At 68.2% G+C, this 25,294-nt stretch carries 26 protein-coding genes; 16 read left to right on the forward strand and 10 right to left on the reverse strand.

Annotation, left to right across the window (positions count from 1 at the left end; translation table 11 throughout):
• Positions 1–31 precede the first annotated feature (31 nt).
• Positions 32–796: an SDR family oxidoreductase gene (locus BLR21_RS20475; RefSeq protein ID WP_090007407.1), complete on the reverse strand. Its 765-nt coding sequence runs from the start codon at positions 794–796 to the stop codon at positions 32–34.
• Between the two features lie 74 nt (positions 797–870).
• On the opposite strand from BLR21_RS20475, the gene BLR21_RS20480 reads away from it, so the two are divergent.
• The 11 genes from BLR21_RS20480 to BLR21_RS20530 all read left to right on the forward strand — a co-directional run bounded on the left by BLR21_RS20480 (position 871) and on the right by BLR21_RS20530 (position 9,830).
• The gene (locus BLR21_RS20480; protein WP_090007468.1) at positions 871–1,215 is read left to right on the forward strand and encodes a winged helix-turn-helix transcriptional regulator; all 345 of its coding nucleotides are present in this window, start codon (positions 871–873) and stop codon (positions 1,213–1,215) included.
• 250 nt (positions 1,216–1,465) lie between these two features.
• Positions 1,466–2,428, forward strand: coding sequence for a gamma-glutamylcyclotransferase (locus tag BLR21_RS20485; RefSeq protein ID WP_256334815.1), 963 nt, complete (start codon positions 1,466–1,468; stop codon positions 2,426–2,428).
• Positions 2,429–2,494: 66 nt separating this feature from the next.
• Positions 2,495–3,082: a DUF4232 domain-containing protein gene (locus BLR21_RS20490; RefSeq protein WP_090007409.1), complete on the forward strand. Its 588-nt coding sequence runs from the start codon at positions 2,495–2,497 to the stop codon at positions 3,080–3,082.
• A complete protein-coding gene (locus BLR21_RS42610) occupies positions 3,083–3,559 on the forward strand; it encodes an alpha/beta fold hydrolase (protein ID WP_090007410.1) in 477 nt (158 codons plus the stop codon). It abuts the gene before it with no gap.
• A gap of 16 nt (positions 3,560–3,575) precedes the next feature.
• Positions 3,576–4,007: a hypothetical protein gene (locus BLR21_RS20500; protein ID WP_090007411.1), complete on the forward strand. Its 432-nt coding sequence runs from the start codon at positions 3,576–3,578 to the stop codon at positions 4,005–4,007.
• Between the two features lie 239 nt (positions 4,008–4,246).
• Entirely contained in the window at positions 4,247–4,507 is a 261-nt protein-coding gene (locus BLR21_RS20505; protein ID WP_030481403.1) for a hypothetical protein, read from the forward strand.
• Positions 4,507–4,758 carry a hypothetical protein gene (locus BLR21_RS20510; RefSeq protein WP_090007412.1) on the forward strand — a complete coding sequence of 84 codons (252 nt, stop codon included), beginning with the start codon at positions 4,507–4,509 and terminating at the stop codon, positions 4,756–4,758. Before BLR21_RS20505 ends, BLR21_RS20510 begins: the two co-directional genes overlap by 1 nt.
• The gene (locus tag BLR21_RS20515) at positions 4,758–7,577 is read left to right on the forward strand and encodes an FtsK/SpoIIIE domain-containing protein (RefSeq protein WP_090007413.1); all 2,820 of its coding nucleotides are present in this window, start codon (positions 4,758–4,760) and stop codon (positions 7,575–7,577) included. The genes BLR21_RS20510 and BLR21_RS20515 overlap by 1 nt, the downstream gene beginning before the upstream one ends.
• Positions 7,574–8,017: a hypothetical protein gene (locus tag BLR21_RS20520; RefSeq protein ID WP_090007414.1), complete on the forward strand. Its 444-nt coding sequence runs from the start codon at positions 7,574–7,576 to the stop codon at positions 8,015–8,017. Before BLR21_RS20515 ends, BLR21_RS20520 begins: the two co-directional genes overlap by 4 nt.
• Complete coding sequence (locus tag BLR21_RS20525) at positions 8,018–8,731, forward strand: GNAT family N-acetyltransferase (RefSeq protein WP_090007415.1); 714 nt, start codon at positions 8,018–8,020, stop codon at positions 8,729–8,731. It abuts the gene before it with no gap.
• Positions 8,732–8,816: 85 nt separating this feature from the next.
• Positions 8,817–9,830 carry an NADP-dependent oxidoreductase gene (locus BLR21_RS20530; protein WP_090007416.1) on the forward strand — a complete coding sequence of 338 codons (1,014 nt, stop codon included), beginning with the start codon at positions 8,817–8,819 and terminating at the stop codon, positions 9,828–9,830.
• Positions 9,831–9,837: 7 nt separating this feature from the next.
• Here the strand turns inward: BLR21_RS20530 and BLR21_RS20535 are convergent, their stop codons facing one another.
• Complete coding sequence (locus BLR21_RS20535; protein WP_090007417.1) at positions 9,838–11,400, reverse strand: FAD-binding oxidoreductase; 1,563 nt, start codon at positions 11,398–11,400, stop codon at positions 9,838–9,840.
• Between BLR21_RS20535 and BLR21_RS20540 the strand changes: the two genes are divergently transcribed.
• Both BLR21_RS20540 and BLR21_RS20545 read left to right on the forward strand, forming a co-directional pair.
• Positions 11,399–11,974 (forward strand): TetR/AcrR family transcriptional regulator, encoded by a 576-nt coding sequence (locus tag BLR21_RS20540; RefSeq protein ID WP_090007418.1) that lies wholly within the window; start codon positions 11,399–11,401, stop codon positions 11,972–11,974. The genes BLR21_RS20535 and BLR21_RS20540 overlap by 2 nt on opposite strands.
• On the forward strand, positions 11,971–13,356 hold the full coding sequence (locus BLR21_RS20545; protein ID WP_090007419.1) for a glycerol-3-phosphate dehydrogenase/oxidase: 1,386 nt from the start codon (positions 11,971–11,973) through the stop codon (positions 13,354–13,356). Before BLR21_RS20540 ends, BLR21_RS20545 begins: the two co-directional genes overlap by 4 nt.
• Positions 13,357–13,413: 57 nt before the next feature.
• On the opposite strand, the gene BLR21_RS20550 is transcribed toward BLR21_RS20545, so the two are convergent.
• From BLR21_RS20550 to BLR21_RS20560, 3 genes are read right to left on the reverse strand one after another with little or no spacing between them, the layout of a single operon-like run.
• Positions 13,414–15,063, reverse strand: a complete 1,650-nt coding sequence (locus BLR21_RS20550) for a WXG100 family type VII secretion target (RefSeq protein ID WP_090007420.1) — start codon at positions 15,061–15,063, stop codon at positions 13,414–13,416.
• Complete coding sequence (locus BLR21_RS20555; protein WP_090007421.1) at positions 15,060–15,368, reverse strand: hypothetical protein; 309 nt, start codon at positions 15,366–15,368, stop codon at positions 15,060–15,062. The genes BLR21_RS20550 and BLR21_RS20555 overlap by 4 nt, the downstream gene beginning before the upstream one ends.
• Before the next feature lie 19 nt (positions 15,369–15,387).
• On the reverse strand, positions 15,388–15,840 hold the full coding sequence (locus BLR21_RS20560; RefSeq protein WP_030481414.1) for a YbaB/EbfC family nucleoid-associated protein: 453 nt from the start codon (positions 15,838–15,840) through the stop codon (positions 15,388–15,390).
• Positions 15,841–15,969: 129 nt separating this feature from the next.
• On the opposite strand from BLR21_RS20560, the gene BLR21_RS20565 reads away from it, so the two are divergent.
• Together BLR21_RS20565 and BLR21_RS20570 are read left to right on the forward strand one after the other, a co-directional pair.
• A complete protein-coding gene (locus tag BLR21_RS20565) occupies positions 15,970–16,878 on the forward strand; it encodes an ABC transporter ATP-binding protein (protein ID WP_090007422.1) in 909 nt (302 codons plus the stop codon).
• On the forward strand, positions 16,875–18,056 hold the full coding sequence (locus tag BLR21_RS20570) for an ABC transporter permease (RefSeq protein ID WP_090007423.1): 1,182 nt from the start codon (positions 16,875–16,877) through the stop codon (positions 18,054–18,056). The genes BLR21_RS20565 and BLR21_RS20570 overlap by 4 nt, the downstream gene beginning before the upstream one ends.
• On the opposite strand, the gene BLR21_RS20575 is transcribed toward BLR21_RS20570, so the two are convergent.
• The 4 genes from BLR21_RS20575 to BLR21_RS20590 form a co-directional block, all read right to left on the reverse strand.
• Positions 18,046–19,287: a cryptochrome/photolyase family protein gene (locus BLR21_RS20575; protein WP_090007424.1), complete on the reverse strand. Its 1,242-nt coding sequence runs from the start codon at positions 19,285–19,287 to the stop codon at positions 18,046–18,048. The two genes, BLR21_RS20570 and BLR21_RS20575, sit on opposite strands and share 11 nt — an antisense overlap.
• 71 nt (positions 19,288–19,358) lie before the next feature.
• Positions 19,359–20,672 carry a citrate synthase gene (locus BLR21_RS20580; RefSeq protein ID WP_090007425.1) on the reverse strand — a complete coding sequence of 438 codons (1,314 nt, stop codon included), beginning with the start codon at positions 20,670–20,672 and terminating at the stop codon, positions 19,359–19,361.
• A 225-nt stretch (positions 20,673–20,897) separates the two neighbouring features.
• On the reverse strand, positions 20,898–21,830 hold the full coding sequence (locus BLR21_RS20585; protein ID WP_090007426.1) for a carbohydrate kinase family protein: 933 nt from the start codon (positions 21,828–21,830) through the stop codon (positions 20,898–20,900).
• A 5-nt stretch (positions 21,831–21,835) separates the two neighbouring features.
• Entirely contained in the window at positions 21,836–22,426 is a 591-nt protein-coding gene (locus BLR21_RS20590; RefSeq protein ID WP_090007427.1) for a TetR/AcrR family transcriptional regulator, read from the reverse strand.
• Positions 22,427–22,508: 82 nt separating this feature from the next.
• On the opposite strand from BLR21_RS20590, the gene BLR21_RS20595 reads away from it, so the two are divergent.
• Entirely contained in the window at positions 22,509–23,648 is a 1,140-nt protein-coding gene (locus BLR21_RS20595; RefSeq protein WP_090007428.1) for an acyl-CoA dehydrogenase family protein, read from the forward strand.
• A gap of 9 nt (positions 23,649–23,657) precedes the next feature.
• On the opposite strand, the gene BLR21_RS20600 is transcribed toward BLR21_RS20595, so the two are convergent.
• Entirely contained in the window at positions 23,658–24,869 is a 1,212-nt protein-coding gene (locus tag BLR21_RS20600) for an amidohydrolase (RefSeq protein WP_090007429.1), read from the reverse strand.
• Positions 24,870–25,294: the final 425 nt, after the last annotated feature.

Below are 25,294 nucleotides of genomic sequence, written 5' to 3' on the forward strand. Positions count from 1 at the left end.
TGGCTGGTTCCTGTTCCAGCGGAGGGGTCGTTCAGGCGGTGACCTTGATCGGCGTCGAAGGGCGGCCGAGCAGCTTCTCCAGGTCCGGCCGGACCTCGGCGAACACGCCGTTGCGGATCGCCACGAAGAAGTCGACCAGGAACGCCGGTACGCCGGAGGCGATCAGGTCGTCGTCGCTCACGTCGCGGTACCTGTCGCCGGCCAGTTCGGGGAACGACCAGCTGGTCGAGCCGGTGAGCTCGTAGGTCTGGTTCTCGTGGCCCGTGGTGGTGAGGGCCGCGGCGGCGGCTTCGGCGAAGTCCTCGCGGGACGCGCTTGCCACCCGGCCGTCCTTCGTGGAGATCGCGACGGTGTCCGCGGAGAGGGCGCCCAGGTAGTTCTCGTGGTACATGCCGTTGCGCAGGAACGTGAACGGGACGCCGGTGGCTCGGATGATGCTCTCGGTGGCCTTGTGCGCTGCTGCCGCGCCCACCGATGAGGTGTCCGCGTCGGTGATGCTGGTGTAGAAGATGTGGCCCACGCCGTGCTCCACGGCCTTGGCGATGGCGTTCTCGTGCTGCTTGACGCGCACGTCGGTGTCGAAGTCGTCGGCCGACACGATGAGGAGCTTGTCGACGCCCCGGAAGTCGAGGGTCTCGGGCTTGCCGAAGTCGCCCTGCCTGACCTCGACGCCTTCCAGGGTGAACTTCTCCGGGGAGCGCACGGAGACGATGACCTGCTCGTCCGTGCGGTCGAGGACGTGGCGGACCACTGCGCTGCCGAGCTGGCCGGTTGCTCCGGTGATGAGGATCGTCATGCGTTCAGGTTGCGGTTAGCGCTATCCTTTGGAAAGTACCCACTTTGAAGTTGGGTACTTACGTGGAGGTGAGCATGCAGGTCACGGAGTGTCCCGAGCGGGCGATCATGGAGCACGTCACAAGCAAGTGGGGCGTGCTGGTCCTGCAGGCCCTGTTCGACGGGGCCTCCTGGCGGTTCAGCGACCTCCGGCGTGAGCTGGAGGTCGTCAGCGAGAAGATGCTCACGCAGACGTTGCGGACGCTGGAGCGGGACGGGTTCGTGCACCGGGAGGTGCATCCGGTCATCCCGCCGCACGTCGAGTACACGTTGACGCCGCTCGGCAAGGGGGCGGCCGACCACCTCGTGGCGCTCTTCTCGTGGATCGCCGCGAACCAGCCCGAGGTGACCCAGGCGCAGGAACGCTATGACGGCTCCTGAGGTTCGCCGGAGCACTGACGAGCAGACATCGGGCTGGTCACCCTTATGCGCAGTGAAAGTTCTCACTAGAACCGCCAAAATCGGGGGTAGACATCGGATGGGTCACGATTAGGGGGCGCCAGCTGGCCCCTCCGACTGGCACAATGGACCAATGGCCCAACCGTTCACCGACGAAAGCCATCCGGCTGAGCCCTATCCGGGTACTCGTCCAGACCACTGTTTTGTCCACGTCGACGAAACGGGCTGGCCAGTGCGACCGGACCTCACGATGGAGTCGGGATGGCGTGTTGAGCCGGAGAACATCGATCTAGACCAATGGCTGGCGAACCACGGCGAGCCCCCGTTGGCGGGCCGGATGCCGGTGCTCGGCTACGGGTCGAACGCCAATCCCAGCAAGCTCACCTGGCTCCGTGAAGAGCTCGGTCTCGAAGGCCCCGCGGTCGTGCTGCGTGCACGGTGCGAGGGCCTTACTGCTGTCTGGGCCGCTGGGCTGCGCATGCGCGACGGACAGCGGCCGGCGACGCTCGCGGGGGCACCCGGCGTCACCGAGGAGCACTCGATCTGGTTCGCCACGCCTGATCAGTTGCGTGTGCTGGACCGGTGCGAGGGGCGCGGGCTGCGCTATCGGCTTGTACGCGTGCACACGGGCCGCGTGGTGCTCTACAACGGCGGCGTCATCGACAGCGTTCTGGCGTACACGGCAGGCTCCAAGAAGCGGATGCCCGTGCTCTTCAACGGCCGTATGGTCCGTTGCGCGGACGTCTCGCAGCGGGGCGCGCGGGTACTGGGCGAGAGGCCTGCGATGAACGACGGACTGGACGTCACCGAGATCCACGGCGAACCGTCGGCCGACGACTGGCCCGAGCTGCTGTTCGTCTACGGCACCCTGCAGCCGGGCGCAAGCGCTTGGCACCTGATGGAACCGCACGTCGTGGAGTCCGCGGAGACCCACCTGCCCGGCACGTTGTTCGACACCGGCCTGGGCTATCCCGCGCTGCGCCCTGGCGCCGGCCTCGGCGTGCCCGGCTTCGTGCTGCGGCTCAGGTCGCCCGAGGACGCGCTGCCGCTGCTCGACGAGTACGAGGGCGAGGACTACCGCCGCGTGCGCGTCGTGCTGCCGGACGGGCGCATCGCCTGGACGTACCTCTGGACCGCGGCCGTGCAGGGCATGGCGGAACTTCCGGACGGATGGGACGTCCACCAGATCCAGTGAATTTCCGGCACGTTGTGTTGGTTGATTGAGAATCGGGCACATCCTTCGGTGGTAGGAGGTGCACCCATGACTCGACGGTTGATCGCTTGCGGACTGCTGGTGCTCGCTTCCGTGACGGCTTGCGGGACGAGAACACCGGACAACGCCTCGCAAACGCTGCCGACGGCGCCGTCGACGCCGTCGTCGACGGCTTCGTCCGCTCCCGCGTCGGACGACCCCCAGGCAGCCTCGCGCGACGGGGAGCGCTGCGACGCGGCGACGTTGAAGGGCGAGGTCGTTCCCACTGATGCCGGCGCGGGCAACAGGTACGGCAAGTTCGTGGTGACGAACAGCGGCACGGCGCCGTGCACGTTGAACGGCTACAGCGGTTTCCAGCTGGAGAACGCCTCCGGCGCCGTACCCACCAAACTCGAGCGCAAGGCCGACCCCGGTCCCACCGCTCTGACCCTCGCGCCTGGCGGAAAGGCCACCGCGAACCTGCACTGGAATGTCGTGCCCGCGGGCAGCGAGCCGGTGCAGGGGACGTGCCAGCCGGAGCCGACGAAGGTCTCGGCCATCCCGCCGAACGAGACAGCTCCGCTGTCCGTGCCATGGACCTTTGGCTCCGTCTGTTCCGGTGGCCGGATCGAGATCAGTGCCTTCTACGCTTCGTAGATGCACGTACCTGGATGGCTCGCCGTGCTGCCGCACGGCGAGCGCATCGCCTTCTCGCTGCGCACCGCGGGTGTTCCGGTCGTGGTGAGCGAGAACTTCGAAACGGTGATCGAGGCCGCTGACCGGCCGGTCGTCCTCATTGGACACTTCACCGCCGCGCCGGCCGCGGTCCGCTGTGCCCAGACGCGTTCCGGGCCGGCCGCGCTGGTGCTGATCTCGCCGGTGCTCGGCATGTGGGACGGCGCGTCGAACGAACTGGCCGACCTGATGGACGAGGTCGGCCTCGGGCCGGCGCTGGGCGACCTGCCGACGTTGTGGCTGCACGGCTCGGACGACGAGATCGTGCCGATCGCGGACACCCGCGCGGGCATCGACCGGATCCGCGGCTCGGCGTTCGAGGAGTACGTCGCGGACGGGCTGCTGACCGACGGCGAGGCCGTCACTCGGGTGCTGGAGTTCACGCGGAGGGTCATCTGACACCATTTCGGGTGTCATGGACGAAGACGACCTCGTGCTCCTGATCACCGTGGTGGTCGAGGCAGCGGACGAGCAACAGGCGCGTGCCGCGTGCGACGCGCTCATCAACCGTGCGGGCGCTCAGATCGTGGACGCCCGCGACTGTTCCGACGAAGAGCCGGGCTGCTGGGCCGTCGTGATCACACGGCCCAGCACGGAGAAGGCCACCCACAACGTCGCAGCGGCGCTGGCACGGGCCGTTCGCACGTTCGTGCGCGGGCTGGGCGAGGGCTTCTCGGCGCCGCGGGTGGCGTGCGAGCCGCCGACGGCGTGGACCGTGCTGGACGAACCCGAGCTGATCAACGAGCTCGTTCCGGGCGCCGAGCGCGTTCTGGTCGAGGTGTGGGCCGGAGATGACCCTTTCGGGGCAGGAACTTTGCGTGACAACTCGCCCTCGAAGCCGTCTTGATTCACCCGGCTGGTCGGTATGAACGCTCAACGGGCTGTAGGCGTCGTTGTGAGAGTTGCTACACGCGTGGACAAGCGGCCTGCGGCGGACTCAACTGATCATTAAATCAAGGCCCGTTCGAGTGGATTCAGGCATCCACCCGGTTAGCCGATCTTCGGTCTCAACTGTGAAAATCTGGGCACAATCTCTACTAAGGGTGGTCGTCAGACCATCTTGTTCCGGAGGGTTCGGGAGCCGACATGGCCAGCATCGAAGAGGTCCGTGCCGCAATTGCCCAGGCGATCGACAAGGCGGCTCAAAGCCAGTCGGCCCTCCAACAGGCGGCTGAGCTCGCCGAGGACGCGCAGCAGCTGCTGACATCGGTCACGCAGGGCTCCGTGCAGGCGGACGTCGAGACGACGAACGCCCAGTTCGCCCAGGTCGTGTCGGGCGTGAGCGAGCTGCAGAACTACCTCGGCGCCGGCATTTCCGGGGCCGAGGGCATCAACAGCAGGCTTTGATGGCGTCCATCGGCGAGGTTCGTGCCGCGCTCGAGCAGGCGGGCGAGATCCTGCGTGAGTCGTACCGCAACGTGCGATCAGCGCAGGAGGGCCTCGACGAGGCGGTCGCGATCCTCGCCGAGTCGAGCGAGAACCACCACGAGTCGCTGCTTCCAGTGGAGTTCGTGCGCGCGAAGGAAAGATTCCCCGATCAGCTGGAACTGATGGTGGGAACCCTAGAGCGCATCCAACGACTCACCGTGGAGCTGTGATGAGCAGGCGGGACGACCGGCGGACGAAGATCGAGACCGCCTTCGGGGAGTTCCAGCGCGCCGTTTCGGCCGCGCTGGGCTCGGTGGCGCGCGAACACCGGTTGCTCGCCACCGAGCACGCCAAGGACATGTTCGAGTTCACCGTGCGCGGCATGGGCGTCGACAGGGCGTTGCAGGACGTCGCCCTGAAGAACGTGACCTCGTTCCTGACGGTTGACGAGAAGCGCCAGAAGAACCCTCGTCAGGCGCCACTGTCGATGGCCGAGTTCGCCGAGCGGCTCGACCAGATCAAGTACGACTGGCAGCAGTCGTTCCACGAGTGGACGACCACGGGCCCCGAGCAGCTGACCGAGCTGGTGAACTCGGTCGCCGCCGGCCCCGCGTCGTTGCCGCACGGGTCGTGGCTCGGCCATCCGGGCACGCACGACGGCAGCGAGGGCGTGCCGGAACTGTGGCGGATCGGCACCGGCGTGGTGACGTCGGCACCGACACCCGTCCCGTTCCCCGTCGCGGTGCCGCTGCTCGATCAGGCACACCTGCACATCTCGTCCACTCCGGACACTCGCCACGTCGCGGACTCGCTGGTGGAGAGCCTGTTGCTGCGCGTGCTGTCGCACTTCCAGCCGGGGCTCGTGCACGTGCACGTGTGGGACGTCGGCCAGCTGACCGGGTCGTTGCCCGGCCTCTACCCGCTGACCCGCGCGAACCTGCTGACGGTGCACGATCCGGCACGGCTGCACGAGCTGCTCGACGAGATGTCCGAGCACATCCGCCAGGTGCACACCAAGGTCCTGGTCGACGGTCACCTGACCGTTCGTGCGGTCAGCGGTGAGGGCCGGCGCACCGAACCGTGGCGGATCGCCGTGCTGTTCGGCAACCGCAAGGCGTTGAAGGAAGACCAGCAGCAACAGCTGCAACGCGTGGCGCGCAACGGTTTGGCGTGCGGCGTGCAGCTGTTCATCGTGGACATTCCGATCACGATCAACTCGCCGGTGGAGACGGTGTCGTTGCGCGGCGACGGCACCGCGTTCTGCACGATGACCGGCAAGGACGTGACCGTCACGCTGGATGAAGCGCTGCCGCGCACGTTGGTGCCGCGCGCCTGTGCCGCCATCGCGGAGAAGCGCGAGGAACGGCGTTCGCGCATGAGCACGTTCGGCGACCTGCTGCCGGACCGGCCGTGGACGGAGAACTCGTCGGCCGGAGTCATCGCGCCCGTCGGCTTCGACGACGGCGAGCAGGTCTGCGTGCAGCTCGGCGACACCTCGCCGCACGCGTTGATCGGCGGGCCTTCGGGTTCCGGCAAGACGAACTTCCTCTACGCGATGCTCGGTTCGTTGTGCGCGCGCTATTCGCCGAACGAGCTGGAGCTGTATCTGCTGGACTTCAAGGAAGGCGTGTCGTTCGCGCAGTTCGCGCCGGGCCGCAAGGACCCGTCGTGGCTGCCGCACGCCCGCCTGGTCGGCGTGAACGTCAACACCGACCGCGAGTTCGGCGTGGCACTGCTGCGGTTCCTGTCCGACGAGATGCGCCGGCGTGCGGACGCGGCCAAGCAGCACGAGGTCACCAAGCTGGAGCACCTGCGCGCCGAGGACCCCGGTGGCCGCTGGCCGCGGATCGTCGCCGTGATCGACGAGTTCCAGTACCTGTTCGGCGAACGCGACCAGGTCACCGCCGCCGCGACGCAACTGCTGGAGGACGTGGCGCGCCGCGGCCGTTCGCAGGGCATCCACCTGGTGCTGTCGTCGCAGGACGTCTCGGGCATCGAGGGCTTCTGGGGCAAGTCGGCGATCTTCGAGCAGTTCACCGTCCGCATCGCGCTGCCCAAGGCCCGCCGGGTGCTGGCCGAGCCGCAGAACGACGCCGCCGTGGAGCTGCCGCGCTGGCACGCGGTGATCAACCACGAGTCGGGTGTCAAGCCCGGCAACGAGATCTGCCGCGTCCCGGACTCGACGGCCAAGGGCACCATGGACTTCCTGCAGACCGAGCTGTGGCGCCGCGAACCGGGCCGGGCACCGGGTCTGTTCGACGGCAGCAAGATCCCGCTGATCGACGCGACGCAGGACTTCCTCGACCTGCGACCGGGCGAGGCATCACCTACCGTTCTGCTCGGACAGGTCATCGACGTCGCCGGCAGCGCGGCACGTGTGCGTTTCGCCCGGACCCCGGGCCGCAACATCGCGGTGATCGGCTCCGTCGTCCAGGACGCGGCCGCGGTACTCGGCGGAGCGGCCGCGTCACTGGGCAGGCAGCACCACCCGCACGAGGCGAGGTTCTCGCTGGCCTGCCTGGTGGAAGAGGCGATGCCCTCGGCGTTGTACCTGGCCAAGCGCCTCAGCGCGGACGGGCACGACGCCGAGGTGGTCCAGATCGACGGCCTCCGCAGGCTGCTGGACGAGACGGCGGCCCAGCTGCAGTCGATCAACACGGGCCAGGCCGACGCGCCGATGCAGCCGCACTACCTGGTGCTGTACGGCGTCGACGCCGCGCAGACGTTGCTGGAACAGAAGGATCCGGCGACCCGGATGTCCGGTGTGGACAGTCTCCGCACCGTGCTGAAGCACGGCCCGGAGAACCGCACGCACGTGCTGGGCTGGTGGCGCGGTGTGCAGAGGCTGAAGGCGAGCCTCCCGCCCGGCGTCTACGACGACATCGGCGCCTGGGTGGCGTTCGACGTCCAGGGCAAGGAACTGCTGTCGCTCGGACCGGAGCAGGTGATGTCGTGGTCGCCGAGGCCACGCCGCGGCCTGTTCTTCGACCGGTTCGAGCACTCGCGACCGCAAGTGATCATCCCGTTCGACACTGGAGAAGCGTCATGAACCCGATGATGACGACGATGTTCGAGTCGGTCCCGTCGCAGCGTCAGAGCGAGGAGGTGATCGAGGTGCCGGCGATCTCCGCCGTCGAGCGCTACAAGGAGATCATCGCCATCGCCACCGACGCGGCTGCTCGCCAGCGCAAGCTGGACGAGGTGCGGTGCGCCGAGCTCGCCGAGCGGATCGCGGCGACCCAGCACGAGATCGCCGAGGTGCGCGATCGCGAGCGGGTCGTGCGGATGGGCGCCGCCCTGCACTGGGAGGCGGCGGTCGAGCAGCTCTGGGACGAGCGCTGGCTGCAGATGGTCACGTTCCCGCAGCCGGACGAGTCCGTCCCCCCGCGCCCCCAGGGCGAGTACAACCGGGTGATGGACCTCGCGTACCAGGCGCTGGAGGACTCGCTCGCGAAGCGAACCCTGTTGCGCCGCAAGCAGAAGGACTGAGTGCGCCGGTTACGCACCACCGCCGACGTGCAGGACGCCAGCGACGACCCGATGGTCCGCTGGGCAGCCCAGGCACTGTCGTCGGGCGGTGCGGCCTGGGCGCACGGTGACGCGGTGGCGGTGCATGCCCCGTCGCTCACCCGACGGCGCCGGCTGGTCCTGTCCGGGCCGGCCGAGGGTGTCGCGTCCCTGCTCGCGGCGCACGGCCGGGGTGTGGGGTTGCGGCCGTTGCTCGAACGTCCGCTGGCGCTGGAGGTGGCGTCGCTGATGCCGTCCCCGTGGCTGGAGGACAGGCCGTTCGGCTGGATGGACCGCTCGGGGGCGCTGGACCTCCCGGCCGAGGCCGCCTGGCTGCGGTCACCCGACGGGGTGGAACCCCTCCTGCGCGAGGCCAACCCGGATTCCTGGGCCTGGCCCGGCGAGAAGGGGGTGCGCCGCTGGGCGGGCGTGCACGAGGGCGGCGAGCTGGTCGCCACCGCGGCCGAGGCCTGGTCGTCCGCCGACGTCGGCTTCATGATGGGCGTGGCCGTCCGGCCGTCCTGCACGAACCAGGGGCTGGGCCGGCGCATCTGCCAGTTCGTGGCCTCCACGCTGCTCACCCTCTACGGCACCTGTGCGCTCTTCGTGGAGAACTACAACGCCCCGGCGATCGCCGTGTACCGCAAGCTCGGGTTTGCTTATCGGGACATCACGACACTTCTTCCTGCGGTCTAGGTCACATTCCGGAACAGTCGTCACCGGCGGGCGGTTGAAACGGATAACTGATCCGCATGACCTCAGACAGGGAGATGCTCAGACCATGACGAACACCGCGCTGGAGGTCCGGCTCGCGTCCCGCCCGAACGGCTGGCCGACCGAGGAGACCTTCGAGATCGCCGAGGTCGAGATTCCTGCCCCGGGCGAAGGCCAGATCCTGGTGCGCAACGTGGTCATGAGCGTCGACCCGTACATGCGCGGCCGGATGAACGACGTCAAGTCCTACGTCCCGCCGTTCCAGGTGGGCGCCCCGCTGGACGGCGGCGCGGTGGGTGAGGTCGTCGCGGTCGGAGCGGGAGTGGAGGGCTTCGCCGAGGGCGACAACGTCCTGCACGGCCTGGGCTGGCGCGAGTACGCCGTCGTCAACGCCAAGCACGCCGTGAAGGTCGACAGCTCGGTCGCCCCGCTCTCCACCTACCTGGGTGTCCTGGGCATGCCCGGCCTGACCGCCTACGCGGGCCTGCTCGCCACCGCCGAGTTCAAGCCGGGCGACGCCGTCTTCGTCTCCGGTGCGGCCGGCGCCGTGGGCCAGATCGTGGGCCAGATCGCCCGCCTTAAGGGCGCCAGCCGGGTCATCGGCTCCGCCGGTTCCGCGGACAAGGTCAAGTACCTCACCGAGGAACTCGGTTTCGACGCCGCCTTCAACTACAAGGACGGTCCGGTCGCCGAGCAGCTCGCGGCCGCCGCCCCCGACGGCATCGACGTCTACTTCGACAACGTCGGTGGCGAACACCTCGAAGCGGCCATCGAGGTCCTCAACCTGAACGGACGGATCACCATGTGCGGCGCCATCTCGCAGTACAACGAGTCCGAGAAGCCGGCGGGCCCGAGCAACATGATCCAGATCCTCGCCAAGCGCCTGACCCTGCGCGGCATGCTGGTCGGCGACCACAAGGCCCTGCAGCAGCAGTTCGTGTCCGAGGTCGCGGCCTGGATCGCCTCCGGCGAGCTCAAGTACTCCGAGACCGTCGTCGAGGGTGGCGCCCGCCAGGCCCCGTCCGCGTTCCTGGGCATGCTGCGCGGCGAGAACACCGGCAAGATGCTCGTCAAGTTCTGACGAACAGCTAGACCAGCTTGCCGGGGTTCAGGATCCCGGTCGGATCGAGCCGCTCCTTCACGGCACGCAGCACGTCGACGCCGATGGGCCCGATCTCCTTCTCCAGCCAGGGAAGGTGATCGCGGCCCACGGCGTGGTGGTGGGTGATCGTGCCGAGCCGGGAGATCGCGTCCGAGGCCGCGATCTTCGCTTTCGCCCACTGCCCAACAGGATCAGCGAGATCCCTGGGCACCAGCACGGTGAAGTAAAGCGAAGCTCCGGTCTCGTAAGCATGCGAGACGTGGCACATCACCACGGGATTCCCGAGCTCCGTGACCAACGCGTCCCGCACGGCGTCGCGCAGTTCGGAGACCCGGGACCAGTGGGTGGCGGTCTCCAGGGTCTCGACGCAGACACCGGCGTCCAGCAGGGCATCGCGCTGCCGAGGCCCGTTGAACCGCCCGTGCAGCCACGAAGCACCCATCGCCCGGCCGAGTCGCACGACCTTGGTTCCACTCATGGCACTCATGGTCGCGGCACGGGACCGGCACTCCCACCCGAGGATCACCAGGCAGGGCTGCTTCACCCCGCGCACCCGCAGGTACTTCTTCAGAAGATCGGCCTTGGACCCGGCGAGCGCCAGGGCGACCTCGGTCTCGTCCACATCGGACAGACGGGTGATGTCGGCCAGCGCCCCGGACTGGGCCAGGGACCGCACGAGCGAGGTCCCAGCCTCCCACCCGTCGACGACGAAGCCCTCGTACCGCGGCCCGTACGGCTTGGGCCGTACCCGCACGGACACCTCGGTGATGACCCCGAAGAGCCCTTCGCTGCCGAGCACCAGCTGCTTCAGGTCCGGACCGGCAGCGGACGCGGGCGCGGTCCCCGCGACCCACTCCCCCACCGGCGTGGCGATCCGGACCGACTCGACCATGTCCTCGAAGCGTCCGTAACCGGACGAGGCCTGGCCGGCGGACCGGGTGGCGGCGAACCCGCCGATCGTGGCCCGCTCGAACGACTGCGGCACGTGCCCGAGCGTGAACCCGTGCTCCCCCAACAGCTTCTCCGCCTCAGGCCCGGTGATCCCGGCCTGCAGCACGGCGACCCGGGACACCGGATCGACGGAAACGAGCCGCCCGAGCCCGGCGAGGTCCAACGCCACCACAGCGGACTTGGGCCCGCGCAGGGCCTCGACGCCACCCACCACGGACGTACCGCCGCCGAACGGCACCACGGCGATGTCGTACTCGACGCAGACCTGGAGGACCTCGAGGACTTCCTCGGGCGACGCAGGCTGCACCACGGCGTCCGGCACAGCGAGTTGCCCGTGCCCGCGATGACGCAGCAGGTCCAGGTACGACAGCCCACCGGCGCGTCCGGCCCGGTCCGCATCCTCGACGGAGACCGCGCACACGGCCTCCAGCGCGGTGAACGCGTCCTCGGTCAGCTCTGAAGGAGGCACCGCGACGGGCACCTCGGGGAGCGGCTCCCCCAGGCCGACGCGCTGGCTCAGCCAAGCCAGCGCATGCGGCGGCAACGGCACGGTTTCGGAAGTCCATCGGGCCCTGGTCACTGCTACAGTGTTACACATGACGTCTCAACGTCACACCCACGACGCTCTGCTCGACGCCACCCGTGAGTGTGTTCTGGAGGTGGGGGTCCGCCGGACGACCCTCACCGACGTGGCGAAACGGGCCAACGTGAGCCGCATGACGCTCTACCGCCGTTACCCGGACGTCGACCACCTCGTCAGAGCCCTGATGACCAGGGAGTTCGCCGCGTTGCTCGAAGAGGTCGAACGGGCGGGCGGGCACGGCAACGCGCGCGAGCAGCTCGTTCAGCGGGCCGTGGACGCCATCCGGCTGCTCGACGCCAACCCGCTGATGCAGCGCGTCCTGCAGCTCGACGCGGACCTGATGCTGCCGTACCTCACCGACCGGCTCGGCAGCACGCAGCGGCTGGTCGAGCAGTTCCTCGTCGCGCAGGTCGAGGCCGGGCACCGCGACGGCTCGATCCGGTTCGGCGACGCCAAGACGCAGGCCCGTGTGGTGCTGCTGAGCACGCAGTCGATGGTGCTCTCGACCAGACCGGCCACGTCCGGGCTCGACTTCACCGCGCTACTCGACGAGCTCGCCAAGCAGCTGGACGGAGCCCTGAAACCGTGAACACGTCCCTGAACGCCGCGAGGCGCCTGCAGGACCTCGAAGCAGCGCAACGGGAAGTCGCCGACCTGCTCGTCATCGGTGGCGGCGTCACGGGCGCGGGGGTCGCGCTCGACGCGGCTTCCCGAGGCCTCAGGACCGTCCTGCTGGAGGCGCACGACCTGGCGTTCGGGACGTCCCGGTGGTCCAGCAAGCTCGTCCACGGCGGCCTGCGCTACCTCGCGAAGGGCGACGTGCGGCTCGCCCACGAGAGCGCCGTGGAGCGAGGCATCCTGATGACCAGGACGGCACCGCACCTCACGCGCACGTTGCCCATGCTGTTCCCCCTGCACGCGGGCGCGGGCCACTTCGTCATGTCGGGATTCCGCGCGGGCAACGCGCTGCGCATCGCCGCACGCACGCCGTCGGACGTGCTGCCACGTCCCCGCCGGGTACAGCGGCACGAGGCCATGGCGCTGGTCCCCGGTCTCGACCCGGCGAAGCTCACCGGCGGTCTCCTGAGCTACGACGGCCAGCTCGTCGACGACGCGCGGCTCGTGGTCGCGCTGGCCAGAACCGCCGCCGGGCAGGGCGCGAGGATCATCACCCGCGCGAAGGTCGTGACGCTGCAGGGCGATGGCGCCGAGGCCGTGGACACGCTGACCGGCACCACCTTCACCGTGCAGGCCAGGGCGGTGGTCAACGCGACCGGCGTCTGGGCCGGCACGCTCGCCCCGGTGCACCTGCGCCCGTCGCGCGGCTCGCACCTCGTGATCGACGCGAGGAGCGCGGGCCTCACCGGCACCGCGCTGACCATCCCCGTCCCGGGCGAGCGCAACCGCTACGCGTTGCTGCTGCCCCAGGCGAACGGCCGCGCGTACCTAGGCCTCACCGACGAGCCGGTGGACGACATCCCGGACGTGCCGCAGGTCCCGGAGTCCGATGTGGACTTCCTGCTCACGACCGCTTCCCACGTCCTGCAACGAGATCTCACGAGGGACGATGTCATCGGCAGCTACGCGGGCCTGCGCCCGTTGATCGAGGCCGAGGGCCGGACCGCGGACCTCTCCCGCAACCACGCCGTGCTGAGGGCGCCGAACGGCGTGATCACGGTCGTCGGCGGCAAGCTCACCACCTACCGCAGGATGGCGGCGGACGCGGTCGACGCGACGAACCTGACGCGGATCCCGTGCCGCACCAAGGACATCCGCCTGGTCGACGACCGGCCGACGCCGACCACCCCGATCGCGCCCGGTGTCACCGAGGCCGACGTCGTCCACGCGATCCGGCACGAGGGCGCGCTGGACGCCGACGACGTCCTCGACCGGCGCACGCGCATCGGGCTGGTGCCGAAGGATCGTGAGAAGGCCGCGCCCGAGATCGAGAAGCTCCTGACGAACGCGTGAAAAACGGGGCGTCCGCGAAGGACGCCCCGTTCTCAGCGCAAGGAAATCAGTGCGAGGTCACTCGCCGATGACCGGCTTCGCCGCCTTCGGGGGCTCGACCAGGGACTCACCCTCGATCCGCACCTTGCGCTTGTGCTCGTTGCTGCCGCCCTGCTGACCGGCTCCACCGGCCATCGGAGCGCCACCCATCATGCCGCCCATGCCGGCACCGCCCTTGGCACCGCCACCGGCACCACCGGCCGCGGCGGGAGCCGCGGGAGCGGCACCACTGCCGGCCGCCATGACGCCGGCCGCGCCACCGAACTGCGTGGCCGAGGTACCACCGGCACCACCGCCACCGGCCGGGCCACCGCCGAAGCCGGCGGGCATACCGCCTCCGCCACCACCACCGCCGCCGCCCTTGGGCGCGCCGCCGCCTGCTCCGCCACCGCCGGCCGCAGCGGCCGCGGAGTCGGTGGCCGGCGGGCGGTACCAGTCGTTCGTCGTCGGCGGGGTGCCGATCGACGGAGGCCTGGTCCCGGCCTCGCCACCGGCCGTCGTGGTCGTGCCGGACTCCCAGTGACCGGGAACCCAGCGACCCGTACCGGCGCCAGTACCGCCGCCCGAGCCGGAGCCGGGCGGAACGTAGCCCCCGCCACCGCCGGCGCCGCCTCCGGTGTTGCCGGCGGCGGGAGGCGTGTAGACCGGACGCACGGCCGGACCGGCACCGACGCCCGGCCCCTGCCCGTACGGACCCTGGTAGCCGTCGGTGTTGCCGCCCTGGTAGCCGGGCCGGACGTTGGTCAGGCCGTCACCAGCGGTCGGCCGGCCACCGGCGTAACCGCCGCCGGCGCCGCTGGTGAACGTGCCGCCCGCACCGCCGGACGCGCGGGACTGGTCGTCGGCGCGGATGCCGTCGAAGCCGCCCGCGGTGTTGCGGACGGAACCGCCGCCACCGCCCTTGCCGCCGTTCGCCATCGTGGAGATCGCGTCGATGACCTGCTCGGCGACCTTGGCGATCTGCGAGACCGACTTGATCAGGTTCATCAGCTTCTGCACGGAGCCGACGAGCTTCTGCAGGAAGTCGGCCAGCTTCTTCGCGTAGTTGACCGCGGTCGTGACGATGTCCGCGATCGCGCCGGCGATGGCCGCGCCGAAGGTCAGGAACGACGCCGCCAGCCATTGGATGATCTTCATGACCATGTCGGACACGGCCTGGCTGATCAGGTCCATGATCATCTTGCGGACGGTGCCGACGAGCTCGCCCGCGCCCTTGACCGCGCCGGCGATGCCCTCGACCGACTTGGCGAGGGTCTCCAGGCCACCGGCGTGCCGCTTGGCCGCGGCGCGGTAGCCGTCGGCCGCCTTGCCTGCCCACTCACGGGTCTGGGAGACGCAGATCTTCTCGTACTCGTTCGCGATGCTGTGGACCTGCTTGCCCGCGTTCTGGAAGGACTCGGACATCTTGGCGATCGACTCGGGGCTGCCCAGCAGGACGTCGAACGGCTCGCGCAGGAAGTCGACGTGCTGGATGGCCCAGCTGAAACCGGCGGAGAGGAAGCCGCTCAGCGGGTTCGACGACATGCCGACGATGCCCATGGCCGAGTTCGCGATGCCGAGGCCCGCGTTGACCCAGTCGCCGCGCTCGATGGCGGAGTAGGTGTTCGAGATGTTGCTGATCAGCTGCTGGGTGTCGGCACCGCTGGACTGCGTCGCTGGGGCGTTCATCCCCGGCCTCCCTTGAAGCCGAACATGTTGTCGAGGTCGACCTGCTCGTACTGCTCGATGGTCTGCTTGAGACCGCCGGCCATGTCCATCAGCGAGTTGGCGGCCTTGCCGAGGCCGTCCTGCGACAGGCCTGCCTGCTGGAGGACGTTCTGGGCGAGGAAGCCGAGGAACACGCCGAACGCCTCGGTCGTGAGGGCACCCGGATCGCACGTCTCGGTGGCCTTGCGCATCCGTTCCATGAGCCGGTCCACGTTCGCGGCGTGGGTTCTCAGCTCGTCCAGGTCGATGTTGAAGTGCTGCTGCATGACTGACCCCCTCCTGCACTCAGGCCATGACGTCGGGCGGGTTGGTGAAGTACTCGTCGTCGGGCCGGACGTCCTTGCGCTCCAACTCCGACTTCGGTTCTTCCTCGTCGGTTCCGTCGCCCGCGTATCCGTTCGGCATCTGCGCCTTCACGAACTCGAGCGCGGGGCTGTCGCCGACGAAGTCCGTCATGATCTGCACGACCCGCCCGGAGGCGTCCCGCTGGGCCTTGGTGGAGGCGGTGAGCACGGCGGAGGCGATCTCGCTGGGGTCCATGCCGCGGGCCTCCGGCTTGATCTGGAGATCGGTCAACACGCCTGTCGCGTTAACTGTCACCGTGATCAGGCCATCTGGCGAGCTGGCGCTGCCACCCACACCACCGAGCTGGTCCCGGGCCTGTTCGGCGTGCTGCTTGGCCTGCTCGATCTTGGCCCCGTACTGCTTGAGCCACTGATCCGGGTCAATGGGCTGCATGGTCACCCCCGTTGAGTGAATTGGTCGTTCGTTCGATTCGCCGTAGACGCCCGTATCGTTTCACTCGTTCCCTGCTCGCCGATACTTTCAGTCCGATTACCGCCATCCGGACCAACGAAGGGGTTAACCGTGCCTGAGGGAGTGCTGGAGATCGACCGGATCTCCAAGCGCTACGGGGAGGTCGTCGCCCTGCGGGACATGTCCTTCGACGTGCGCGCCGGCGAGCTCTTCGGATTCGTCGGCAGCAACGGCGCCGGGAAGACCACGGCCATGCGCATCGCGCTGGGCGTGCTCGTGGCCGACTCCGGCGAGGTGCGGTGGAACGGCAGAACCGTCGATCTCGACACCCGGCGCAGGATCGGTTACATGCCGGAGGAGCGCGGCCTCTACCCGCGGATGAAGGTGCTCGACCAGCTGGTCTACCTGGCCGAACTGCACGGCATGAGCACCAACGAGGCCCACACGAGCGCGGAGAACTGGATCGCGCGCCTCGGGCTGCGCGACCGTCGCACGGACGAGGTGCAGCGCCTGAGCCTCGGCAACCAGCAGCGCGTCCAGCTGGCCGCCGCGCTGGTGCACGAGCCGGACGTGCTGGTGCTCGACGAGCCGTTCTCCGGCCTCGACCCGGTCGCGGTGGACGTGATGAGCCAGGTGCTGCGCGAGAAGGCGTCCGCCGGGGTGCCGGTGGTGTTCTCCAGCCACCAGCTCGACCTGGTCGAACGGCTGTGCGACCGGGTCGGCATCGTCAGCGCCGGTTCGATGGTCGCGAGCGGAACAGTGGATGAACTCCGGTCGAGTGGCGAAGCTCGCCTCGTGGTGGAGTCGCCGACGACCGAGTGGGCTGCCACCCTGGGTGGCGTGCGGGTGATCGAGAGGAACGGGACGCGGTGCGTCCTCGAACTCGCCGACGGCGTGGACGACCAGGCGGTCCTGCACGCGGCGCTCGCGGCCGGTCCCGTGCACGAGTTCTCCCGGCAGCGCCCGTCGCTGACCGAGCTGTTCCGCAACGTCGTGACCATCGAGGGCAGGAGCGCATGACGTCGGCCCGAGCTGTCTCGCTGGTGGCGAAGCGCGAGTTCGTCACGAAGGTGCGCACCAGGTCGTTCCTGATCGGTACAGCGGTGATCATCGCCGTGCTCGCCGGGTACGTGGTGCTGCAGTCGGTCCTGTTCGACGACCAGCAGCACAGCGTGGTGGGGCTGTCCGGGCAGGCCACGCAGCTCACAGACCCGTTGCGGGACAAGGCGAAGGCGTTCGGCATCGAGGTCGAGACGCGGGACGTCACGACCGCGGGCGACGCCGAGCAGCAGGTCCGCGACGGCTCCCTGGACGCGCTGGTGACCGGCGCGCCGCCGGAGCTGAAGATGATCGTCAAGGACTCCGGCAACGAGGTGCTGGCGACGGCGCTGAACGACGTGCTGCGCCAGCAGGTGCTGACCGCGAAGCTCGCGGAGGCGGGCATCAAACCGCAGGAGGTCGCGGAGAGCCTCGCGAACGCCCGCGTGGCCGTCACCGCGCTGGAACCCGTTGACCCGCAACGAGGTCAGCGCCTCGCGATCGGGTTGATCGTGGCCGCGCTGCTGTACTACTCGCTGCTCGTCTACGGCACGATGGTCGCGCAGGGCGTGGTCGAGGAGAAGTCCAGCCGCGTCGTGGAGATCCTGCTCGCGACCCTGCGGCCGTGGCAGTTGTTGCTGGGCAAGGTGATCGGGCTCGGCGCGGTCGGTCTGCTGCAGCTGCTGGTGATCTCCACCGTCGGCCTGGGACTCTCCTCCGCCTTCGACGTGATCGACGTGGGCACGCTGGGAGGTACCGCGCTGCTGACCGGCGTCCTCTGGTACCTGCTCGGGTTCTTCCTGTACGCCACCGTGTTCGCGGCCGCCGCGTCGCTGGTGTCGCGCCAGGAGGAACTGCAGTCGGTGCTGACGCCGATCAGCATGACGATCATCGTGGCGTTCGTGGCCGGCATCAACCTGATGATCGGCAGCCCTTCCGGCACAACAGTCACGGTGCTGTCGATGTTGCCGCCGTTCGCCCCGATCCTGATGCCGGGCCGGATGGCGCTGGGCGTCGCTCCGGCCTGGCAGGTGCTGCTCGCGGTCGTGCTGGCGCTGCTGGCCATCGCGGCGATCACGTGGCTGGGCGGCAAGGTCTACGCGAACGCCGTGCTGCGGACCGGCGCTCGCGTCAAGCTCCGCGAGGCGCTCAGGCTTTGATCGCCTGGTAGCGGTCGAGCGCCACCTGGCGTTCGACCGCGTGGTCCACGATCGGCGTGAGGCTCGGCGAATCCGGTGCGTACCTGCGCACGTAGGCGCCGTCCGGGTCGAACTTCTTGGCCTGCGTCAGGGGGTTGAAGACGCGGAAGAACGGCGAGGCGTCCGTGCCGCTGCCCGCGACCCACTGCCAGTTGTGCTGGTTCGAGGCGATGTCGCCGTCGATCAGGTGCTTCATGAAGTGCCGCGCGCCCCACCACCACGGCAGGTGCAGGTCCTTGACCAGGAAGCTCGCGACGATCATGCGCACCCGGTTGTGCATGAAGCCTTCCCGCAGCAACTGCCGCATGCCGGCGTCGACGATCGGGAACCCGGTGCGACCCTCGCACCACGCCTCGAAGAGCTCCTTGTCATCGTCCAGTTCCATGCGGTCGAACTTGCGGTCGTAGTTCTCGCGCGCGGTCTCCGGCTTGTGCCACAACACGTCGGCGTAGAACTCACGCCACGCGAGCTCGCTGCGGAACGTTCCGGCACAGTCCTGCAGCAGGGTCCGGGGGTGCAGCACGCCCCACCGCAGGAACGCCGACATCCTGCTGGTCGCGTCCAGGTCGGGCCGGTCGCGGGTCCTGTCGTAGTCCGCCAGCCGTTCGTCACGGAACCTCTCCCAGAGTTCGAGCGCGTCCGGCAGTTTCTCTTCGATGGCAGGGATCTTCACGCCGTACTCCGGCCTGATCCAGTCCAGAGTGGACGCGCCGGTGTCCGCGGGCTTGCGCCAGCCGTGCTCCAGCCAGGCGTTGCGGAACGGCGTGAAGACCTTGAACGGCGTTCCGTCCTGCTTGCGCACCCGCCCCGGCGCGACCGCATAGGGCGAGCCGGAGCGGACGAGTTCGATGTCCCCCAACGCTTCCTCGACGGCCTCATCGCGTTTGCGACCGTACGGCGCGTAGTCCGCGGAGATGTGGACACTCTCCGCACCGATTTCCTTCGCGATGCGCGGAACCGTCTTCACCGGGTCGCCGTGCACGACCATCAGACGGCCGCCCAGTTCGTCGTTCAGGGCGTGCAGACAGCGGTGCAGGAAATCGATTCGCGGCTGTCCGGACGGTTTCAACAACCTGTCGTCGAGAACGAACAACGCGAGTGCGCGAGGCGATCTTTCCGCTGCCGCGAGAATGGCGGGATGGTCGGATGTCCGCACATCGCGGCGGAACCAGACGACCGATGGGGAACTCACGATTCGACGCTAAAGCGAACGGGGCACGCCTGCATGACAGGCGCGCCCCGCTCGGGTGAAGCAGTGTCTGACTAGCGGTTCTCCATCGCGATGAAGTCGCGCTCGGTCGGGCCGGTGTAGATCTGCCGCGGGCGGCCGATCTTGGTGGCCGGGTCGTTGATCATCTCGCGCCAGTGCGCGATCCAGCCGGGAAGCCGGCCGAGCGCGAACAGCACGGTGAAGAACTTCGTCGGGAAGCCCATCGCCCGGTAGATCAGACCCGTGTAGAAGTCGACGTTCGGGTAGAGCTTGCGGGAGATGAAGTAGTCGTCGCTCAGGGCGGCTTCTTCCAGCTGCTTCGCGATGTCGAGCAGCTGGTCGTCGGCGCCGAGCTTGCCGAGGATCTCGTCGGCGGTCTTCTTGATGATCGCGGCGCGCGGGTCGTAGTTCTTGTAGACCCGGTGGCCGAAGCCCATCAGGCGGACGCCGTCCTCCTTGTTCTTCACCTTGTTGACGAACGACTTCACGTCGCCGCCGTCGTTCTTGATCTTCTCCAGCATCTCCAGCACCGCGCTGTTCGCGCCGCCGTGCAGCGGGCCGAACAGGGCGTTGATGCCCGCGGAGATGGAGGCGAAGAGGTTCGCCTCGGAGGAGCCGACCAGGCGCACGGTCGACGTGGAGCAGTTCTGCTCGTGGTCGGCGTGCAGGATGAAGAGCAGGTCGAGCGCGCGGACCAGGTCCGGGTCGAGGTCGTAGGCCTCGGCCGGGAACCCGAAGGTCATCCGCAGGAAGTTCTCCACCAGGCCAAGGGAGTTGTCCGGGTAGAGGAACGGCTGGCCGACCGACTTCTTGTACGCGTAGGCCGCGATGGTCGGCAGCTTGGCGAGAAGACGGATCGTGGAGATCTCCACCTGGTTCGCGTCGAACGGCGACAGCGAGTCCTGGTAGAAGGTCGACAGCGCGGAGACCGCGGACGACAGCACCGGCATCGGGTGCGCGTCGCGCGGGAAGCCGTCGAAGAAGCGCTTGAGGTCCTCGTGCAGCAGCGTGTGCCTGCTGATCTTCTGCGAGAAGTCCTCGAGCTGGGCGGCGGTCGGCAGCTCGCCGTAGATCAGGAGGTAGCTGACCTCGATGAAGTTCGAACGCGCGGCCAACTGCTCGATCGGGTACCCGCGGTAACGCAGAATTCCGGCGTCACCGTCGATGTAGGTGATCTCGGAGGAGCAGGAGGCCGTGTTGACGAAACCGGTGTCCAGGGTTACCAGACCGGTCGTCGACAGCAGCTTGCCGAGATCGATGCCGGACGCGCCTTCGGACGCCCGCACCACCTTCATCTCGAGCTCTGCGTCCCCGTGGCGCAGCGCGACGGTCTGTGGGTCGGTCGGCGCAGTCGTCGCGTCGGGCATTCAAGTCCCTCTCAACGCTCGGACGGGGTGGCGGCAGTCCACGCTGGGTCTGCCGTCGTCTCGGACCACCCCGTTGGGATCTGAGTCTTCAAGTCCACTCACGCTAGTCGGCGGAAGGCCCGCCTCGCAGTAGCGGTGTGAACCGATTCTGAGAGATGGGACCGGCATCACATCGGTAATGCCAGTTTCTAGCGCGGCTACCCCACGGTAGTCCGATCCTCCGTTTTATCCACCCAACGCAACGGTGAGTTCGCTCGCAAAGGGCGGTTCGGCACCCGCACGGGAACATGTGATCGCGGCGGCCGCACCGGCGTACGTCAATGCCGCGGTCCATTCCTCCGTGGAGAGGCCACGGATCTTCTCCGCGCTCAAGGCATCGTGGTCGTGCAGCCACGCGAGCAGGGCGCCTTGCACCGTGTCGCCCGCCCCGATCGTGTCGACCACGTCCACCTTCACGGGTGGCACGTCGACCTGTCCGGTGGCGGTGATCACGGACAGACCGTCGCCGCCCTTCGTCAGCACGACGGCGGCCGGTCCCTGTGAAATCCACGTCCTTGCGATCTCGATCACGTCGTCCTCCTCGGCGAGCCACCGCGCGTCCTCGACCGAGAGCTTCAGCAGCCCGACGTCCGGCAGCCACGACCGGAACCGCGCGCGGTAGGCGCCCGGATCGTGGATCAGGCCCGCCCGGATGTTGGGGTCGAGCGCCGTGAGCAAGCGCTTGCTCTCGCGCCGCAGCACCGTCTCGTAGACCGAGGCGCCGGGCTCCAGCACCAGCGAGAGCGTGCCGAACGACACGGCCTTCGCTTCCGCCGGCAGCGGACCGGGATCCTCGACGAGCCGGTCGGCGGTGCCGTCGACGTAGAACGAGTAGCGCGCCGAACCGTCTTCAGCCAGCCCGACAACGGCGAGCGTGGTGTTCTCCCGTCCACGTTGGACCAGCGAGGTCTCCACCTTCGACGCGTGCAGCCGCTTGATCAGCTGCTCCCCGAAGTGGTCGGTCGACACCCGCGACAGGAAGCCCGTCGGCACGTCCAGCCGCCCGAGCGCGACGGCCACGTTGTACGGCCCGCCACCGAGCTTCGGCGCGAGCGGCGTGAGCTCGTCGTCCCCCACCGGCACCATGTCGACCAGCGCCTCACCAGCAACCACGATCACGCGCTCTACTCCTTCTGGGAGACACCGTTCCGCTGGAGCCCATCCAACAACAGTTCGCCCAGTGCGGTGAACGCCTCGGCGTCCGAAACGCCTGCCCGTTTCGTGAGGACTCCCGTCTGGATGCTCTCGATGAGCAGCCCGGCCATCTCCGCGAACAACGTGGCGTGCACCTCACGGAACACGTGCCGCTCGACGCCGTCCTGGATGAACGCCTTGATGCGCTCGGCCGCAGCACGCGCGTTGCGCTCGTACGTGGCGCGCGTGGGCGGGAAGTCCGAGACGTCCGCGATGAACGCCGCCGACGCCTTGTTCAGCTCCTCCGCGGCCCCGGCGAGGTAGCTGCCGATGCGTTTGCGCACGTCATCGAGGCCCGCAATGCGCTTCTCGATGCGCTCGGCGGCCCCCTTGAAGTACCGCCCGACGACTCGGACGGCCAGCTGTTCCTTGCTGCCGGCGAGCGCGTACAGCGTCGATTTCGAGCAGCGCAACCTGCCCGCGATGTCATCCAGGGTGAGATGCCCGAAGCCCTCGGCGAGGAACAACGCCTCCAACCGGGTGAGCAACTCGGCCTGCCGCTGCGTGAGCGCCCGCGTCATGTGACGACCCTGCCACATTCACTGGCAGCTGTACTGCACAACGCACTAGAGTACAGCTACCAGTACACACCGGAGGTCGACGATGCCCGCCGAGCGGTTGCTCCCCACCCAAGAGGCCGAGGACCTGATCGCGCTGGTCAAGGAGATCGCGCGGGACGAACTGAAGCCCCACGCCGCCGACGCGGAGGAGAACGAGAAGTTCCCCCGCGACGCGTTCCGCCTGCTGGGCAGGTCCGGCCTGCTGGGCCTCCCGTACCCGGAGGAGTTCGGCGGCGGCGAGCAGCCCTACGAGGTGTACCTGCAGGCCCTGGAAGAGGTCGCCTCCGCGTGGATGACGGTCGCCGTGGGCCTCTCCGTACACGTGATGTCGTGCTACGGCCTCGCCACCTTCGGCACCCGCGAACAGCAGGACCGCTGGCTCCCCGAGATGCTCGAAGGCGAACTCCTCGGCGGCTACGCCCTCTCCGAGGTCCAGGCAGGCTCCGACCCGGCTGCCATGTCGACCAGGGCCGTCCGCAAGGGCTCCGAGTACGTAGTGAACGGCACCAAGGCGTGGATCACCCACGCCGGCGCCGCCGACTTCTACACCCTGATGGCCCGCACGTCCCCCGACGCAGGCCGCGGCATCTCCTGCTTCCTGGCCCCAGGTGAGGCCCAGGGCATCACCGCCGCCACCCCGGAACGCAAGATGGGCCTGACCGGCTCCATCACCGCACAGCTCCAGTTCGAAGACGTCCGCTTCGGCACCGACCGCCTGATCGGCAACGAGGGCGACGGCCTCAAGATCGCACTGTCCGCTTTGGACTCGGGCCGCCTGGGCATCGCCGCCTGCGCCGTGGGCCTGGCCCAGGCCGCCCTGGACGAGGCAGTCGCCTACGCCAAGACCCGAACCCAGTTCGGCCGCCCGATCATCGAGTTCCAGGGCCTGGAATTCCTGCTCGCAGACATGGCAGCAGCCGTGGAGTCGGCCCGAGCCACCTACATCTCCGCTGCCCGCCGCCGCGACCGCGGCCTCCCGTTCCGCCAGCAGGCGTCGATCGCCAAGCTGATCGCCACCGACGCGGCGATGAGGGTGACGACCGACGCCGTCCAGGTGCTCGGCGGCGCCGGCTACACCCGTGACTTCCCAGTGGAGCGCTACATGCGCGAGGCCAAGGTTTTGCAGATCTTCGAGGGCACCAACCAGATCCAGCGCCTGGTGATCGGCCGAGGCCTACGGTGATTTTTTGAACTACGGCTGGTCGCGGTAGAAGGGGTCGGCCACGACCCCTTCTCCAGCAGCCTCGTCCCACGTGTAAACCTCACGCCCCTGCACGAACACGTGCAACGCCCGGCTCATCACGTCAAGCGGATCCCCGGACCAGATCACGACATCACCGTCGAGCCCAGGCTTCAACGCCCCAACGCGGTCGTCCAGCCCCATGATGCGCGCAGGGTTCGTAGTGATCGACTGCAGCGCCACATCACTGTCCAACCCTTCCTTCACCGCCAAAGTGGCCTGGTGCACCAGAAAGTGAATGGGCACAACAGGATGGTCGGTGGTGATCGCCAACTCCACCCCGGCCCGAGCCAGGATCCCGGGGTTGCGCAACCCCCGGTTCCGCAACTCCACTTTGGACCGAGTGGTGAACAGCGGCCCGATGATGACCGGAATCTGCTTGTCAGCAATGACATCCGCGATCAGATGCCCCTCAGTCCCATGATTGAGGATAAGCCGATACCCGAACTCCTCAGACAACCGAATCGCCGTAGCGATGTCGTCGGCCCGATGCGCGTGCTGACACCAGGGCAACTCACCACTCAGCACCTTCCCCAGGATCTCCAGCGTGGTGTTGCGGTCAAAGGACTTCCCGTCAGCCTCAGCCTCGGCCTTCTTGGCAAGGTAGTCCTGCGCCTTGGTCAGCTCATCCCGAATGACCGCCGCAACCCCTTGCCGAGTAGACGGCAACTTCCCCTTGTCGCCATAGACCCGCTTCGGATTCTCACCAAGCGCACTCTTGACGCTGACAGGCTCCTTGACGAGCATCTCGTCAACCGTGCGCCCCCAACACTTGATCGCCACAGTCTGCCCACCGATGGGGTTACCAGACCCAGGCTTGATCACCGCCGTAGTAACCCCACCACTGAGAGCGTCGGCAAAGCCGAGGTCAGCGGGGTTGATCGCGTCCAGCGCCCGCATCCGAGCCCCAACAGGATCAGTCATCTCGTTGGTGTCCTGCCCAGCCCACCCCTCGGCCTCCTCATGGACGCCAATGTGCCCATGAGCCTCGACAAACCCAGGCAACACCCAAGCCCCGTCAGCGTCGACAACCTGAACACCGTCAGGAATGTCAACGTCAGCACCAACAGCAACGATCTTGCCGTCCAGAACGAGAACAGTGCCGCCTTCGACAGGTTCGCCACAGACGGGCACGACATAACCACCGGTGATCGCGATGTCCATGGTTAGCAACGCTAACGGTTACACAAGCAGCAAGCCACCCCCAACCACAGCGAAGCCGAAGGCGAGCCGTCCTTCCATACGGGCCAGGCGGTGGGGTCCCATCACGAGTCGCGCCATAGCTCTTGCTGCACCTGAGGGGTGAGGTCAAGTCGACACGCTTTTCGTCGACTTGACCTCACCCCTCAGGTGTGGCCCGCTCTTGGCTCGGCTCGTGATGGGACCCCACCGCCAACGCACACCGATACGCAACAGGCAGCCGCCCAAAGCAACAGAGAGGATGTTGTGGCGGGATCGCCTGGGCTGGTCTGACCCTCAAAGCAACTGACCAGGGTGTCTTTCGCCGGATCTGTCGTCCGGCCTGGCGGTCTCGCGTGCACGTCACCAGGCGGGCGGAAGTGACCTGATAGGAGCCTGTCTCACCAGGA

Source organism: Lentzea albidocapillata subsp. violacea, from assembly GCF_900100275.1.
In the GTDB taxonomy this organism is placed as follows: domain Bacteria; phylum Actinomycetota; class Actinomycetes; order Mycobacteriales; family Pseudonocardiaceae; genus Lentzea; species Lentzea violacea.